This is a genomic window from Kitasatospora sp. P5_F3, from assembly GCF_054049135.1.
The window spans coordinates 93856-108141 of sequence record NZ_JBFUMY010000030.1 but is presented as its reverse complement, the minus strand read 5'-3'; the positions used below and the strand labels follow the sequence as shown (position 1 = coordinate 108141).

Below are 14286 nucleotides of genomic sequence, written 5' to 3'. Positions count from 1 at the left end.
GGCCGGGACGCCGGGAGCGCCACCGCCGACCGGGCCGGGCCCGGACGACGGACCGCCGCCGCCCGGCATCGGCGCCTCGGCGCCGGGCCCACGGCCGACGCCCACCGGAGCCGACGAACCGTCACCGAAGACCGGGCCCGCCGTCACCGGCGACGGTGCGACCGCCACCGAGTCGGTCCGGACCGAGGCCGGGCCGTGGTGCACCGGGGCGGCCGGGGCCGACTCATAGCCGTAGTCGTAGTCGTAGTCCACCGAGACGGTCGGGCGCTGCGGCCCGTAGCCACCGGACGGGGCGGCCTCCGAACGGTGCGACGGGCTGCTGGTACCCCAGCCGTCGTTGCTGCCGTACCCGCTGCTGTGGCCGCCACCGCCGTGACCGCCACCGCCGTAGCCACCGCTCTGGCCGCTCGACGGTGCCGCGGCCTGCACCGAGGCCGCCAGCGGCCCGGCCTGCACCTCGACCTGGGCGTGCGGGCCCTGGGCGTGCGGGCCCTTGCCGTTGGCGCTGTGCTCCTTCAGCTCGATGTCCGCGTCCACGCCGCCCGGGCCGACCTGCAGATCGACCCCGACCCCGCCGAGGTGCACCCCGACGCCCGTGTCCGGCTTGGCCGGACCGTGCACCGTGGCGCCGTGGTCGTCCACCATCACCGGCCGCCCGTGGGAGTCGGTGACCAGCTGACCGTTCGCGTCCACCTTGGCGACGTGGCCGTCCGTGCCGCGGACCGGCGCACCGTTCTGGTCCAGCACCACGACCTCGCCGTCGGTGCCGACCAGCGGCCTGCCGTCGTGGCCGAGCGCCACCGAGACCCCGGCTGCCGCTATCAGGCCGCCGGCCCCGACCAGCGCCAGCCCGCCGTGACCGTCCCGCAGCGGCTTGCCGTCCGCGCCGACCGCCAGGCCGACCACCGGCTTGCCGTCCTGGCCGACCACCAGGGCATTGCCGTCCGCGCCGAGCACCGGCCGACCCTGCTCGTCCCTGGCGACCGTGACGCCCTCGACGCCCTGCACCTGCTTGCCCTGCTCGTCGACCAGCACCGGCTTGCCCTGGGCATCGGTCATCAGGCGGCCGTGCCGGTCGACGGCCGCCGAAAGCGTCCGGACCTTGGCCACCGCCCGCCCGCCGAGCAGCGCACCGGCGACCGCACCGGCCGTCCCGGCGGCCCGGGCGGGTGCGTACCCGTCGGCCTGCGCGATCCGCTCCAGCGTGGTGACGGCGGGCTCCTTCAGCGCCTGCTGAAGGCCCTCCTGCATCTCCCGGCCGAGCTCCTCCAGCAGATGGCCGACCTTGTGCTTGGCCAGCTCCACCGCGACCAGCTCACCGGCTCCGACCACCAGGTCGGCCACCGCCCCGCCGATCGCGCCGAGCGCGGTGTGCGCCACCGCCTCCACCTTCTGGGCGAGCTTGATCTCCTCGGCCAGCTCGGTCAGCGCCGAGATGATCTCCGCCTTGCACGAGTCCACCGCACCGGCGGCCCGCTCGAAGGCGGCGCCGACCAGCTCGGCCGCGGTCTGCGCGTCGTCCAGGCTGCCCCGGCCACCGCCCGCGAAGCCGCGCCAGTGCGCGGCGAACGCCTCCACCGAACTCCCGGAGTTCTCGCCGGTGACGCGCTGCGCCGAGTCCCCGCCCCGGCGGCTGAGCTGCTCCGCCTCGGCGCCGAACTCCCGCCACACACCGGCCGCGCGGCGCAGGCCCTCTTCGTCGGCCTGCGGCCACTCATGGCCCAACCTGGCCAGTACGGGGACGAGTTCCTCGGGCACGCTTCGGGACACCAGGCCCCTCCTTCCGGGTTCTGCGGGGACGGACAGCAAGGCGACGGACAGCAACACGTACGGACGGGCCGCCGTGGTTCCCGACGGGGCGTCAGATCACCGGGGGTCTGCCCGCGTCCACCTTCGCCAGATCGGCGCTCACCTCGCCGTCGGCCCGGTCGACCGACTCGGCCATCGTGTGCAGCCCGGCGCCGATCCCGCCGAGACGGTCGGCCAACCCGTTCAACCCGGCCAGCAACATGCCCTGTGCCTCGGTGTACGCCGTGCCGAACCCACTGCCGGGCTGGTCGCCGCCCCAGGGCGTCCCGAGTCCGGCCAGGCCTTGGTCCAGGGCCTGCGCGGCCCGGGCGAAATCGTTCGAGATCTTCTCGAACTCCCGCCCCTCACCGCGTACTTCCCATGGCTTGATCAGGAACTCGCCCGCGCCACCGTTACCCATCCGCCCACTCCCCCAGAGCCCCCGTGCAGATACCTGGCCGCCATCCTAGAGGCAGCGAACGCCACCGTCGCAGGGCCCGTCCGGGTTTCTCACCGCAACTTCACCGGCCGCCGGGGCCGTCACCGGAGGACACCGGCGCCAGGCCATACCCTTGACCGGTGGCAGCAGACAGCAAGAAGACCAGTACCAAGAAGTCCAAGGACAAGAAGAACGGCACGATCGACCTCGCGATGCCGACCATGCGGCCCGAGGTCCCGCTCGACTTCGCCCGGGCCTGGGTGGAGTTCGCCGACCCCGGCGACGAGGAGCAGGTGTTCCGCTGCGACCTGACCTGGCTCACCTCGCGCTGGAACTGCATCTTCGGCCGCGGCTGCCAGGGCATCCGCCCCGGCCGGGGCGAGTCGGACGGCTGCTGCACGCTCGGCGCGCACTACTCCGACGAGGACGACGAGCAGCGGGTGATCGGCCACGCCGCCCGGCTGACCCCGGAGATCTGGGAGAACCACGCGCACGGCACCGACGCCAAGGGCCGGATCAAGGTCGACGGCGGCATCACCATGCTCGACGAGGACGGCGACCGGCAGACCCGCCGGGTGAACGGCGCCTGCCTGTTCCTGAACAGCCCCGGCTTCCCCGGCGGCGCGGGCTGCTCGCTGCACACCCTCGCCCTCAAGGAGGGCAAGGAGCCGCTGGAGACCAAGCCGGACGTCTGCTGGCAGCTCCCGGTCCGCCGGACCTACGACTGGATCGACCGCCCCGACGACACCCGCTACCTGCAGGTCACCATCGGCGAGTACGACCGCCGCGGCTGGGGCCCCGGCGGCCACGACCTGAACTGGTGGTGCACCGGCAGCCCGGACGCCCACGAGGGCCCCGACCCGGTCTACGTCAGCTACCGCCCCGAACTCACCGAGCTGATGGGCCCCGAGGGCTACGCGGTGCTCGCCGAGCTCTGCGAGCAGCGGATCAAGGGCGGCATCACGGTGGCCCCGCACCCGGCCGACCCCAGCTGAGCTACTTGTCGATGTCGCCGACCACGAAGAACATCGAGCCCAGGATCGCCACCATGTCCGCGACCAGCGTCCCGGGCAGCAGCTCGGTCAGCGCCTGGATGTTGTTGTAGGACGCCGAGCGCAGCTTGAGCCGCCACGGGGTCTTGTCGCCGCGCGAGACCAGGTAGTAGCCGTTGATGCCGAGGGGGTTCTCGGTCCAGGCGTAGGTGGCGCCCTCGGGGGCCTTGAGCACCTTGGGCAGCCGCAGGTTGACCGGCCCGGGCGGCAGCTCGGCCAGCCGGTCGAGGCAGGCGTCGGCCAGCTCGAGCGAGTTGACGGCCTGTTCGAGCAGGCACTCGAACCGGGCCAGGCAGTCGCCCTCCTGCCGGGTGACCACCCGGAGCACGTCCTGCAGCTCGCCGTACGCCAGGTAGGGCTCGTCCCGGCGGAGGTCGAAGTCGACGCCGCTGGCCCGGGCGATCGGGCCGCTCGCGCCGTACGCCTTCACGTGCTCGGCGGAGAGCACCCCGACGTCGGCGGTCCTGGCCCGGAAGATCTCGTTGCCGAGCACCAGGTCCTCGAAGACCGGCAGCTGCGAGCGGACCGAGGCGACCGCCGCCCTGACCCGGCCCAGCCAGCCGGCCGGCAGGTCCTCCTTCAGGCCGCCGACCCGGTTGAACATGTAGTGCATCCGGCCGCCGCTGGCCTCCTCCAGCACGTGCTGGAGCTCCTCGCGGCCGTGGAAGGCGTGGAAGACCGGGGTGATCCCGCCGAGCTCCAGCGGGTACGAGCCGAGGAACATCAGGTGGTTGAGCACCCGGTTCAACTCGGCCAGCATGGTGCGGATCCAGACCGCCCGCTCGGGCACCTCCATGCCGAGCATCCGCTCGACCGCGAGCACCACGCCCAGCTCGTTGGAGAAGGCGGACAGCCAGTCGTGCCGGTTGGCCAGCATGATGATCTGGCGGTAGTCGCGGGCCTCGAAGAGCTTCTCGGCGCCCCGGTGCATATAGCCGATCACCGGCTCGGCCGCCACGATCCGCTCGCCGTCCAGCACCAGCTTCAGCCGCAGCACACCGTGCGTGGAAGGGTGCTGCGGGCCGATGTTGAGCACCATGTCACTGGTGCCCAGCTCCCCGACAAGATTCTCCGCACCCGCGCCGACGCCGACCGTGGTCTCCCTCATGGGGTGAGAGTCTGCCATCCCGACAGCCCCGCCAGGCTCTCCGGTACCGGCATCCGGACAGCCTGGGCCAGCCAGCCGAAACCGCCGAGCCCGGCGGGGTCGGTCAGCTCCGCCCCCTCACCTGCACCGCCGAGCGCGCGCAGGTACGCCACCGGGTCGCTGGAGGCGAGCGCAAGCGGCGGCCGTGCGCCGTCCACCCCGAGCGCCCGGAGCGCCTCGCACTGGGTTGTCCACAGGCTGTGGACGCCGGGGGCGGCCACCGCGTCCAGCGCCACGTGCGCGGTGAGATCACACGAACCGTCAGGAACCGGGCGGACCTCCCGTCCCTCCCGAAACCCCGTCAGGGTCTCGAACAGCGGCCGGTCGGCCCGGGTGTGGGCGTAGTCCACCGCCACCGCGAGCCCGCGCTCCAGCGCCCCGACCGCCGCCGCCCAGGCCGCGTCCCGGGGGCCGCCCAGCTCCACCCGAGGCCCCTCGGGCCACCACCGCGCGGCCCAGTCGGCATCCGCCCGGTCGACCGCGTCGCCGAGCCGTTCGGTCCCGTCCGGCGCCACCTCCACGTACCGCAGGCCCTGTTCGTCCCGCTCCGCGCTGTCCAGCGGCACGTTGTCCAGCCACTCGTTGGCGAACAGCAGACCCGACACCCCGTCAGGCAGCCGGTCCGTCCACACCACCGACTCCGGCAGCCCGGCCGGCCGGTCGGCCAGCTCCACCGCGTACGGGCGCAGCCGCCCGGCCAGCTCGGGGCCGACCGCCGCCAGCACACCGGCCAGCAGCTCGCCCCGGCCGGCCCCGACGTCCACCAGGGCCAGCTCCTCGGGGTGGCCGAGCGCGGCATCCACCTCCGTCAGGAGGCGGGTGACCGCTCCGGCGTACCTCGGCGAGGCGTGCACCGAGGTCCTGAAATGCCCCGCCGGGCCCTCCGGCCTGCGGTAGAACCCGCCGTCCGCCCCGTACAGCGCCTGCTCCATGGCGGTCCGCCACCGCATCCAACTCATGCCCCGGACGTTACCGGCGTCACGTCGGCTCTCCACCCTGCGGAGTAGGACGGATCGCTCTCCCGGCGGACCTTTCCACTGCTCCGAGGTGCCTAGGCTTGAGCTGTGCACCGACTCAACGCCTGGTTCCGCCGTCACCCCATGGTGGTCGACTCCGCCTGGGCGCTGCTGCTTGCCTGTTTCGCCCTGCTCACCACCGGCAACCAGACCGGCTGGCAGGAGGACGCCGCCTACGTGCTGGGCGGTCTGGTCGCCGGGATGATGATCTTCCGGCGGAGGCACCCGAACGCGACCACGGTCGCCGCGGTGGTCCTCGGCCTCGGCCAGGTGGCGGTCGGCGTCGACCCGGGCGCGGAGAGCATCGCCTACCTGGTGTTCGCGTACACCGGCGCGGCCTACGGGTCGGTGTGGACGTCCCGGCTGGCCCTCGGGGCCGGCCTGGCGGCCGGGCCGCTGACGGTGGCGCGGTTCTTCGACCGGAACTCCAGCTCGATCACCGGTGCCCCGCAGGCGGCCTTCTTCGCCGTGCTGATGTCCACCCCCTTCGTGCTCTGCTGGGCCTGGGGCCGGCTCACCCGGGTCCGCCGGGCGTACCTGACCGAGCTGGAGGACCGGGCCGCCCGGCTGGAGCGCGAGCGCGGTGCCCAGGCCAAGATCGCGGTCGCGGCGGAGCGGGCCCGGATCGCCCGCGAGCTGCACGACGTGGTGGCGCACAACGTCTCGGTGATGATCGTTCAGGCCGACGGCGCCGCCTACGTGCTGGACAACTCCCCGCAGCAGGCCAAGGAGGCGCTCTCCACCATCGCCTCGACGGGCCGTCAGGCGCTGGTCGAGATGCGCCGGCTGCTCGGCGTGCTGCGCACCACCGACACCACCGAGGAGTACGTCCCGCAGCCCGGGGTGGCCGAGCTGCCCGAGCTGCTCGACCAGGTCCGTACGGCCGGCCTGCCGGTCGACTTCGACAGCGCAGGGGAGCCCCAGGAGCTGCCCCGCGGCGTCGAACTGACGGTGTACCGGATCGTCCAGGAGGCGCTCACCAACGTCCGCAAGCACGGCGGCCCGGACGTCCGGGCCCGGGTCGCGGTGGACTTCCGCGACCGCGAGCTGGAGGTGCTGATCGAGGACGACGGCCGGGGCTCCACCGACGACCAGCTGACGGTCAGTGGTGACGACGGCCCCGGGCATGGTCTGATCGGCATGCGGGAGCGGGTCGGCATGGTCAGCGGGAGCCTCGACATCGGGCCCCGGCCCGGCGGGGGCTTCCGGATCCGCGCGGTACTTCCCCTCAAGACCATCAAGTAAGGACTGCTCCGTGACCATCAGGGTGATGCTCGTCGACGACCAGGAGCTGCTCCGCACCGGCTTCCGGATGATCCTCCAGTCCCAGGGCGACATCGAGATCGCCGCCGAGGCCGGGGACGGCCAGCAGGCCCTCCAGGTGCTGGAGCACACCGAGGTCGACGTGATCCTGATGGACGTCCGGATGCCCCGGCTCGACGGCGTCCAGGCCACCCGCCGGATCTGCCTGACCGAGGACGGCGCCCCGCGCCCGGACGCCCCGCACGTGCTCATCCTGACCACCTTCGACCTGGACGAGTACGCCTTCGCCGCCCTCAAGGCGGGCGCCAGCGGCTTCCTGCTCAAGGACGTCCCGCCGGTCGAGCTGGTCGCCGCGATCCGCTCCGTGCACGCCGGCGACGCCGTGGTCGCCCCCACCACCACCCGCCGGATGATCGACCGCTTCGCCGAGGTCCTCCCGGTCCCCCGCTCCACCCCCGGCTCCCCCGTGCTGGCCCCGCTCACCGAACGCGAACGCGAGGTCTTCCTGCTGGTCGCCCAGGGCCTCTCGAACGGCGAGATCGCCAGCAAGCTCACCCTGTCCGAAGCCACCGTCAAAACCCACGTCGGCCGGATCCTCGCCAAGCTCAACCTCCGCGACCGGGTCCAGGCCGTGGTCCTCGCCTACGAGGCCGGCCTGGTCCGCGCGGGCGCCGGGGAGTAGCCGCCGCACCCTGCGGCCGTAGAATGGCGCGGTACGTCCGGTACCTGCAGAGGACTGGAACGGAAGTGAGGACGACGGCGAGCCGTGAGCACCTTCGACGAGGCCGAGTTCGGGGCACTGGCCGATCCGTTCGGTGATCCCGCCGACCCCGGCAACCGGCCCGCGCGGCTGGCGGTCGGCGTGGTCGGCACGGGCCGGGTCGGCCCTGCGCTGGGGGCCGCGCTGCAGCTGGCCGGGCACCGGGTGGTGGCCGCGTCCGGGGTGTCGGCGACCTCCCGGCGACGGGCCGAGGCGCTGCTGCCCGGGGTGCGGCTGGTCAGCCCGCCGCAGGTGCTGGCGGCGGCCGACCTGGTGCTGCTCACCGTCCCGGACGACGCGCTGGCCGACCTGGTGACCGGGCTTGCGAGCACCGGTGCGGTCCGGCCGGGGCAGATCATCGTGCACACCTCGGGGGCGCACGGCGTGGCGGTGCTGGAGCCCGCGACCAGGGCCGGGGCACTGCCACTGGCGCTGCACCCGGCGATGACCTTCACCGGCAGCTCCGTCGACCTGGCCCGACTGGCCGGCTGTCCCTTCGGGGTGACGGCCCCTCAGGAGCTGCGGCCGGTCGCCGAGGCCCTGGTGGTGGAGATGGGCGGCGAGCCCGAATGGGTGCCCGAGGAGGTGCGGCCGCTCTACCACACGGCCCTCGCGCACGGCGCGAACCACCTGGTCACCCTGGTCGCCCAGGCCACCGAACTGCTCCGGACCGCGGGTGTGGCCGAGCCGGGCCGCCTGCTCGGCCCGCTGCTCGGCGCGGCCCTGGACAACAGCCTGCGCTCCGGCGACGCGGCCCTCACCGGACCGGTCGCCCGGGGCGACGCCGGGACGCTCCGGCGCCACCTGCACCAGCTCGGTACGGTATCCCCGGACATCGGGCAGGCGTACCGCGCGATGGCCCGCGCCACGGCGCAGCGGGCGGTCCGCTCCGGATCGCTCGACGAAGAGTCGGCGGCTGCGCTGCTGGACGTACTCAACGAGGAGAACATCTGATGGCCCGTGGCAAGCAGCAGCCGAGCAAGGCACCCAAGGTGCACAAGGCCGAGCTGACCCACACGATTGCCGACTTCGAGCCCGCCTTCTGGCCGGACGAGCAGCCGGTGGACAACGCGGTGGTGATGACCATGGGCGCGCTGCACGAGGGCCACGCCGCGCTGATCCGGGCCGCCCGCAAGCAGGTCGGCCAGGACGGCCGGGTGGCCGTCACGATCTTCGTGAACCCCCTTCAGTTCGGCGCCGGCGAGGACCTGGACCGCTACCCGCGCACCCTGGCCGCCGACGTCCGGCTGGCCGAGGAGAACGGCGCGGACGTGGTGTTCGCACCGCTGCCCGAGGAGGTCTACCCGAACGGGACCCCGCAGGTGCGGATCTCCGGCGGCCCGATGGGCGAGCGGTTCGAGGGCGCCTCCCGCCCCGGCCACTTCGACGGGGTGCTGACCGTGGTGGCCAAGCTGCTGCACATCACCGACCCGGACTTCGCGTTCTTCGGCGAGAAGGACGCCCAGCAGCTCGCGGTCATCCAGCGGATGGTCGCCGACCTGGACTTCGACGTCGAGGTGATCGGCGTCCCGACCGTCCGCGAGGCCGACGGCCTGGCGCTCTCCTCTCGCAACCGCTTCCTCTCGGAGACCGAGCGGGAGCAGGCACTCGCCCTCTCCAAGGCGCTGCTGGCCGGCCGCGACGTGGCCGCGCAGGGCCCGAAGGCCGTCCTCGCGGCCGCCTCGGCCGTCCTGGACGGCGCCGAGGGTGTCACCCTTGACTACCTCGCCCTGATCGACCCGGACGACTTCACCGAAGCCGCCGAGGACTTCCAGGGTGAGGCGGTGCTGGCCGTCGCCGCGAAGGTGGGTCCGACCCGCCTGATCGACAACGTTCGCATCATCGTTCGGTAATACAGGTAACCGGTAAGCAGTTCCCTAGGCATGCACTCACAGGAGGCGTGACCCAATGCTCCGCACCATGCTCAAGTCCAAGATCCACCGGGCCACCGTGACCCAGGCCGACCTGCACTACGTCGGCTCGGTCACGGTGGACGAGGACCTGCTCGACGCCGCCGACCTGCTCCCCGGGGAGCTGGTCCACATAGTCGACATCAACAACGGCGCCCGGTTGGAGACGTACACGATCGCCGGCCCGCGCGGCTCCGGCGTGATCGGCATCAACGGCGCCGCCGCCCGCCTGGTCCACCCCGGCGACCTGGTCATCCTGATCGCCTACGGGCAGATGGAGACCGCCGAGGCCAAGGGGTACGTGCCCCGGGTGGTCTTCGTGGACGGCGAGAACCGGATCACCGGCTACGGCACCGACGCCGCCGACGCCCCCGAGGGCAGCGGGCTGCTGCGCGGGGACCGGGCGTACGGTGACGGGCACAACGCGGCGCCGTCGGCCGCGCGCTAAGGAGCAACAGGACATGACCGTCTCGCACCGCCTCACCGCCCCGGCACCGGGCTGGACCAGCACCACGGACGTGGTCGTGGTCGGCTCCGGGGTGGCCGGACTCACCGTCGCCCTCAACGTCCGCAAGGCCGGCCTGCGGGCCATGGTGGTCACCAAGGCGATGCTCGACGACGGTTCGACCCGCTGGGCCCMGGGCGGCATCGCCGCCGCCCTGGGCGAAGGCGACACCCCTGAACAGCACCTGGCCGACACCCTGGTGGCCGGGGCCGGGCTCTGCGACGAAGAGGCCGTCCGCACCCTGGTCACCGAAGGACCGGACGCCGTACGGCACTTGATCGCCACCGGCGCCGCCTTCGACCTGGACGCCGAGGGCGAGATCCTGCTCACCCGGGAGGGCGGCCACCACCGCCGCCGGATCGCGCACGCCGGCGGCGACGCCACCGGGGCGGAGATATCGCGAGCCCTGGTCTCCGCCGTCCGCAGCGACCCCGGCCTCGAACTCATCGAGCACGCCCTGGTGTTGGACCTGCTCACCGACGCCGACGGCCACGCCGCCGGGCTCACCCTGCACGTGATGGGCGAGGGCCAGCGGGACGGTGTCGGCGCGATCCGGGCCCGCGCCGTGGTGCTGGCCACCGGCGGCATGGGCCAGATCTTCTCGGCCACCACCAACCCGGCGGTCTCCACCGGCGACGGCGTGGCGCTCGCCCTGCGTGCCGGGGCCGAGGTGACCGACCTGGAGTTCGTCCAGTTCCACCCGACCGTGCTCTGGCTCGGGGCCGAGGCCGAGGGCCAGCAGCCGCTGGTCTCCGAGGCGGTCCGCGGCGAGGGCGCCCACCTGGTGGACGCCGACGGGGTGCGCTTCATGGTCGGGCAGCACGAGCTGGCCGAGCTGGCCCCCCGGGACATCGTCGCCAAGGCGATCACCCGCCGGATGCAGGAGCTCGGCACCGAGCACATGTACCTGGACGGACGGCACTTCGGCGCCGCGATGTGGGCCGAGCGCTTCCCCACCATCCTGGCCTCCTGCCGCTCGCACGGCATCGACCCGGTCACCGAACTGATCCCGGTCGCCCCCGCCGCGCACTACGCCTCCGGCGGGATCCGCACCGACCTGCTCGGCCGCACCACCGTGCCCGGCCTGTACGCCTGCGGCGAGGTGGCCTGCACCGGCGTGCACGGCGCCAACCGGCTGGCCTCCAACTCCCTCCTGGAAGGCCTGGTCTTCGCCGAACGGATCGCCGCCGACCTGACCGCCCGTCACCGCACCGGCGAACTCCCCGAGCGCTCGGTGGACGTGGCCGGCGCCCGGGCCGCCCGGCCGGTCCCGCTGCTCGCCCCCGAGGCCCGTGCGGACATCCAGCACCTGATGTCCACCGGGGCGGGCGTGCTCCGCTCGGCCGGCTCGATGGCCACCACCGCCACCGGCCTGGCCCGGCTCGCCGCCGACGAGAAGTCCGCCGACCCGGCCGTCGAAAGCTGGGAGGCCACCAACCTCCACCTGGTCGCCACCGCGCTGGTGGCCGCCGCCGCCCAGCGCGAGGAGACCCGCGGCTGCCACTGGCGCGAGGACTTCCCGGACCGCGACGACGCCAACTGGCAGCGGCACATCCTTGTTTCCGCAGACGGCTCAGTTGCACTCTCCAGGGGCTCGGGGAACGGCGACGCCGGCCTCGGGGGCGTCACACCCAGGTAAATGGTCAGGCACGTTCGCCTTTGACCCGCACTCTGCAACTCACTCTCAGCTAGGAGCAGTTCGATGTCCCACACCCACGAGGAACTCCCGCTCGCCGACCAGGTCGACGGCTGCGGCGACGGCTGCGGTTGCGGCGACGGCGAGGCGTACGAGACCGGCCTGGACCCGGCGCTCGCGGAGATGCTGGAGGCGGCCGGCCTGGACCCGGTCGAGGTGGAGGACATCGCGACCCTCGCGCTGGCCGAGGACCTGGCCGGCGGCGAGGACGTCACCTCGGTCGCGACCGTCCCCGCCGACGCGGTGGCCACCGCGGACTTCACGGCCCGTCAGGCCGGCGTGGTGGCCGGGCTGCGGATCGCCGAGGCCGTGGTCTCGCTGGTCTGCGAGGAGGAGTTCGAGGTCGAGCGGCACGTCGAGGACGGCGACCGGGTGGCGGCCGGCCAGGTGCTGCTCTCGGTCCGCAGCCGCACCCGCGACCTGCTCACCGCCGAGCGCAGCGCGCTGAACCTGCTCTGCCGGCTGTCCGGCATCGCCACCGCGACCCGCGCCTGGGCGGATGCCCTGGAGGGCACCAAGGCGCAGGTCAGGGACACCCGGAAGACCACGCCGGGCCTGCGCTCGCTGGAGAAGTTCGCGGTCCGCGCGGGCGGCGGCAGCAACCACCGGATGTCGCTCTCGGACGCCGCGCTGGTGAAGGACAACCACGTGATCGCGGCGGGCGGCGTCGCCGAGGCGTTCAACGCCGTCCGGGCCGCGTACCCGGAGCTACCGGTGGAGATCGAGGTGGACCGCCTCGACCAGATCCCGCCGGTGCTGGAGGCGGGCGCCGACCTGATCCTGCTCGACAACTTCACCGTCGCCGAGCTCAAGCAGGCCGTCGAACTGGTCAACGGCCGGGCCAAGCTGGAGGCTTCGGGCGGGCTGACCCTGGCCACCGCGCACGAGGTCGCCCAGACTGGGGTGGACTACCTGGCCGTCGGCGCCCTGACCCACTCCTCGCCGATCCTGGACATCGGCCTGGATCTCCGCTCTTCCTGACTCACCTAGCAGAAGGCCCTCCCCGTGCTCCTCACCATCGACGTCGGCAACACCCAGACCACGCTCGGCCTGTTCGACGGCGAGGAGATCGTGGAGCACTGGCGGATCTCCACCGACCCGCGCCGCACCGCCGACGAACTGGCGGTGCTGATGCAGGGCCTGATGGGCTCTCACCCGATCGTCTCGGCCGAGGACCGGATCGAGGGCCTGGCGATCTGCTCCTCCGTACCCGCCGTGCTCCACGAGCTCCGCGAGGTGACCCGCCGGTACTACGGCGACGTGCCCGCGGTGATCGTGGAGCCGGGGGTGAAGACCGGGGTGCACGTCCTGATGGACAACCCCAAGGAGGTCGGCGCCGACCGGATCGTCAACGCGCTGGCCGCCAACCACCTCTACGGCGGCCCGTGCATCGTGGTCGACTTCGGCACCGCGACCACCTTCGACGCGATCAACGAGCGCGGCGACTACGTGGGCGGCGCGATCGCCCCGGGCATCGAGATCTCGGTCGAGGCGCTCGGCGTCCGGGGTGCCCAGCTGCGCAAGATCGAGCTGGCCCGGCCCCGGAACGTGATCGGCAAGAACACCGTCGAGGGCATGCAGTCCGGCATCCTGTACGGCTTCGCCGGGCAGGTCGACGGGCTGGTCGAGCGGATGGCCAAGGAGCTCGCCAAGGACCCGGACGACGTCCAGGTGATCGCCACCGGCGGCCTGGCCCCGCTGGTCCTCGGCGAGGCCGGCGCCATCGACGTCCACGAGCCGTGGCTCACCCTGATCGGCCTCCGGCTGGTCTACGAGCGCAACAAGCCCGCCACCGCCTGACCCCAACCCGCCTCCGGCGCAGCGGAATTGATCGTTCCGGGCCGGAGGCGGCGGCCCTGCGGCCCGGCAGCCGCCGACGAGTCGTCATTTCACCCGCAGATACGCCAATCGGGAGAAGTGCGGCGCCAATCGCCATAAATCGGACGTACGCCACGTACTGTCGTGGCATGCCGACGCCACACGGATCGCGCGGCGGCATGGCCTTCAGCGCCGACGAAGTCCGCGTGTTGCGCCGTGCCCTCGCCCAAGCGCTGTACCCGGTCCACATGCCGTACCCGACTCCTACGGGCGAGCTGTGGGCCGAGGACGTCCAGGAGGCCCTGCGCCTCGCCGAAGCGGTGGACGAGGCCGTCCAGGAGGGCGGGCGACTGCGCTCGTTCCTGCTCGCCGACCTCTCCCGCTACCGCGCCGCACTGCCCGGCAGCGTCTCCGGTTATCTGGAACGCCTGGAGGAGGCCATCACCGACGGCTACCTCCCGAACGCCGAGGACCTCACCGCCCTCCGCGCCCTGACCCGGCTGCCCTGCGGGAGCGGCGAACGCTCCCGCAGGTCCCGGCTGGCGGGCCGCTGTCACGCCATCGCCGAGGCCGACGTCCGCGAACGCCTCGCCCTCAGCACCGGCCAACGGCACCTGACGGCCGTACCAAGCCCCGCCGCTCCCCCCAGCGGCGGCCCCTTCGATCCAGCTGGAGGACGGTTCCCGATGACAGACCCCGCCGTGGCCCCGAAGCACCCCGCCGACGCCCGCCCGACGCCCCGCCGGATGCCCACCCCCGCCGAACTCTTCGGCCGCCGTACGCACGCCGAGCCCGGCAGCCCGGCCCCGTCCCAGGAGGACCTGGAACTCGCCACCGGCTGACGGACGCTCAGGGGAGGCCGCCTCGGCCTCCCCTCAAGCGTGCCGTCCCG

14 protein-coding genes are annotated in these 14286 nt (G+C 73.2%); 10 read left to right on the top strand and 4 right to left on the bottom strand.

Going from position 1 to position 14286, the window contains the following annotated elements; genetic code table 11:
- Both ACXJMZ_RS19050 and ACXJMZ_RS19045 read right to left on the bottom strand, forming a co-directional pair.
- Positions 1–1770, bottom strand: a 1770-nt coding sequence (locus ACXJMZ_RS19050; protein ID WP_457031245.1) for a WXG100-like domain-containing protein, incomplete at its 3' end; no start/stop codon positions are given.
- A gap of 91 nt (positions 1771–1861) precedes the next feature.
- Positions 1862–2209 carry a hypothetical protein gene (locus ACXJMZ_RS19045; protein ID WP_457031244.1) on the bottom strand — a complete coding sequence of 116 codons (348 nt, stop codon included), beginning with the start codon at positions 2207–2209 and terminating at the stop codon, positions 1862–1864.
- Between the two features lie 230 nt (positions 2210–2439).
- Between ACXJMZ_RS19045 and ACXJMZ_RS19040 the strand changes: the two genes are divergently transcribed.
- Positions 2440–3222 (top strand): hypothetical protein, encoded by a 783-nt coding sequence (locus tag ACXJMZ_RS19040; RefSeq protein WP_369824199.1) that lies wholly within the window; start codon positions 2440–2442, stop codon positions 3220–3222.
- Position 3223: 1 nt separating this feature from the next.
- On the opposite strand, the gene ACXJMZ_RS19035 is transcribed toward ACXJMZ_RS19040, so the two are convergent.
- Both ACXJMZ_RS19035 and ACXJMZ_RS19030 read right to left on the bottom strand, forming a co-directional pair.
- Positions 3224–4387, bottom strand: a complete 1164-nt coding sequence (locus tag ACXJMZ_RS19035) for an NADH-quinone oxidoreductase subunit D (RefSeq protein WP_457031243.1) — start codon at positions 4385–4387, stop codon at positions 3224–3226.
- Positions 4384–5385, bottom strand: a complete 1002-nt coding sequence (locus ACXJMZ_RS19030) for an SAM-dependent methyltransferase (protein ID WP_457031242.1) — start codon at positions 5383–5385, stop codon at positions 4384–4386. Before ACXJMZ_RS19030 ends, ACXJMZ_RS19035 begins: the two co-directional genes overlap by 4 nt.
- A gap of 105 nt (positions 5386–5490) precedes the next feature.
- Between ACXJMZ_RS19030 and ACXJMZ_RS19025 the strand changes: the two genes are divergently transcribed.
- The 9 genes from ACXJMZ_RS19025 to ACXJMZ_RS18985 all read left to right on the top strand — a co-directional run bounded on the left by ACXJMZ_RS19025 (position 5491) and on the right by ACXJMZ_RS18985 (position 14236).
- Positions 5491–6687 carry a sensor histidine kinase gene (locus ACXJMZ_RS19025; protein WP_457031241.1) on the top strand — a complete coding sequence of 399 codons (1197 nt, stop codon included), beginning with the start codon at positions 5491–5493 and terminating at the stop codon, positions 6685–6687.
- A gap of 10 nt (positions 6688–6697) precedes the next feature.
- Positions 6698–7387 (top strand): response regulator, encoded by a 690-nt coding sequence (locus tag ACXJMZ_RS19020; RefSeq protein WP_457031240.1) that lies wholly within the window; start codon positions 6698–6700, stop codon positions 7385–7387.
- 84 nt (positions 7388–7471) lie between these two features.
- Positions 7472–8419, top strand: a complete 948-nt coding sequence (locus tag ACXJMZ_RS19015; protein WP_457031239.1) for a Rossmann-like and DUF2520 domain-containing protein — start codon at positions 7472–7474, stop codon at positions 8417–8419.
- Positions 8419–9318 carry a pantoate--beta-alanine ligase gene (panC, locus tag ACXJMZ_RS19010; RefSeq protein ID WP_457031238.1) on the top strand — a complete coding sequence of 300 codons (900 nt, stop codon included), beginning with the start codon at positions 8419–8421 and terminating at the stop codon, positions 9316–9318. The genes ACXJMZ_RS19015 and panC overlap by 1 nt, the downstream gene beginning before the upstream one ends.
- Before the next feature lie 55 nt (positions 9319–9373).
- Positions 9374–9823: an aspartate 1-decarboxylase gene (gene panD, locus ACXJMZ_RS19005; protein ID WP_057231713.1), complete on the top strand. Its 450-nt coding sequence runs from the start codon at positions 9374–9376 to the stop codon at positions 9821–9823.
- Positions 9824–9836: 13 nt separating this feature from the next.
- Positions 9837–11519 (top strand): L-aspartate oxidase, encoded by a 1683-nt coding sequence (locus tag ACXJMZ_RS19000; RefSeq protein WP_457031237.1) that lies wholly within the window; start codon positions 9837–9839, stop codon positions 11517–11519.
- A gap of 63 nt (positions 11520–11582) precedes the next feature.
- Positions 11583–12557, top strand: a complete 975-nt coding sequence (gene nadC, locus ACXJMZ_RS18995) for a carboxylating nicotinate-nucleotide diphosphorylase (protein ID WP_457031236.1) — start codon at positions 11583–11585, stop codon at positions 12555–12557.
- Between the two features lie 24 nt (positions 12558–12581).
- A complete protein-coding gene (locus ACXJMZ_RS18990) occupies positions 12582–13376 on the top strand; it encodes a type III pantothenate kinase (protein ID WP_403040966.1) in 795 nt (264 codons plus the stop codon).
- Positions 13377–13543: 167 nt separating this feature from the next.
- Entirely contained in the window at positions 13544–14236 is a 693-nt protein-coding gene (locus tag ACXJMZ_RS18985) for a hypothetical protein (protein WP_082598297.1), read from the top strand.
- Positions 14237–14286 lie beyond the last annotated feature (50 nt).

Excerpts from the sequence above, each read along its gene's own strand:
- ACXJMZ_RS19030 (WP_457031242.1), bottom strand. The coding sequence starts at position 5,385 with ATGAGTTGGATGCGGTGGCGGACCGCCATGGAGCAGGCGCTGTACGGG.
- ACXJMZ_RS18985 (WP_082598297.1), top strand. The coding sequence starts at position 13,544 with ATGCCGACGCCACACGGATCGCGCGGCGGCATGGCCTTCAGCGCCGAC.
- ACXJMZ_RS19045 (WP_457031244.1), bottom strand. The coding sequence starts at position 2,209 with ATGGGTAACGGTGGCGCGGGCGAGTTCCTGATCAAGCCATGGGAAGTA.
- ACXJMZ_RS19040 (WP_369824199.1), top strand. The coding sequence starts at position 2,440 with ATGCCGACCATGCGGCCCGAGGTCCCGCTCGACTTCGCCCGGGCCTGG.
- ACXJMZ_RS19035 (WP_457031243.1), bottom strand. The coding sequence starts at position 4,387 with ATGAGGGAGACCACGGTCGGCGTCGGCGCGGGTGCGGAGAATCTTGTC.
- panD (WP_057231713.1), top strand. The coding sequence starts at position 9,374 with ATGCTCCGCACCATGCTCAAGTCCAAGATCCACCGGGCCACCGTGACC.
- panC (WP_457031238.1), top strand. The coding sequence starts at position 8,419 with ATGGCCCGTGGCAAGCAGCAGCCGAGCAAGGCACCCAAGGTGCACAAG.
- nadC (WP_457031236.1), top strand. The coding sequence starts at position 11,583 with ATGTCCCACACCCACGAGGAACTCCCGCTCGCCGACCAGGTCGACGGC.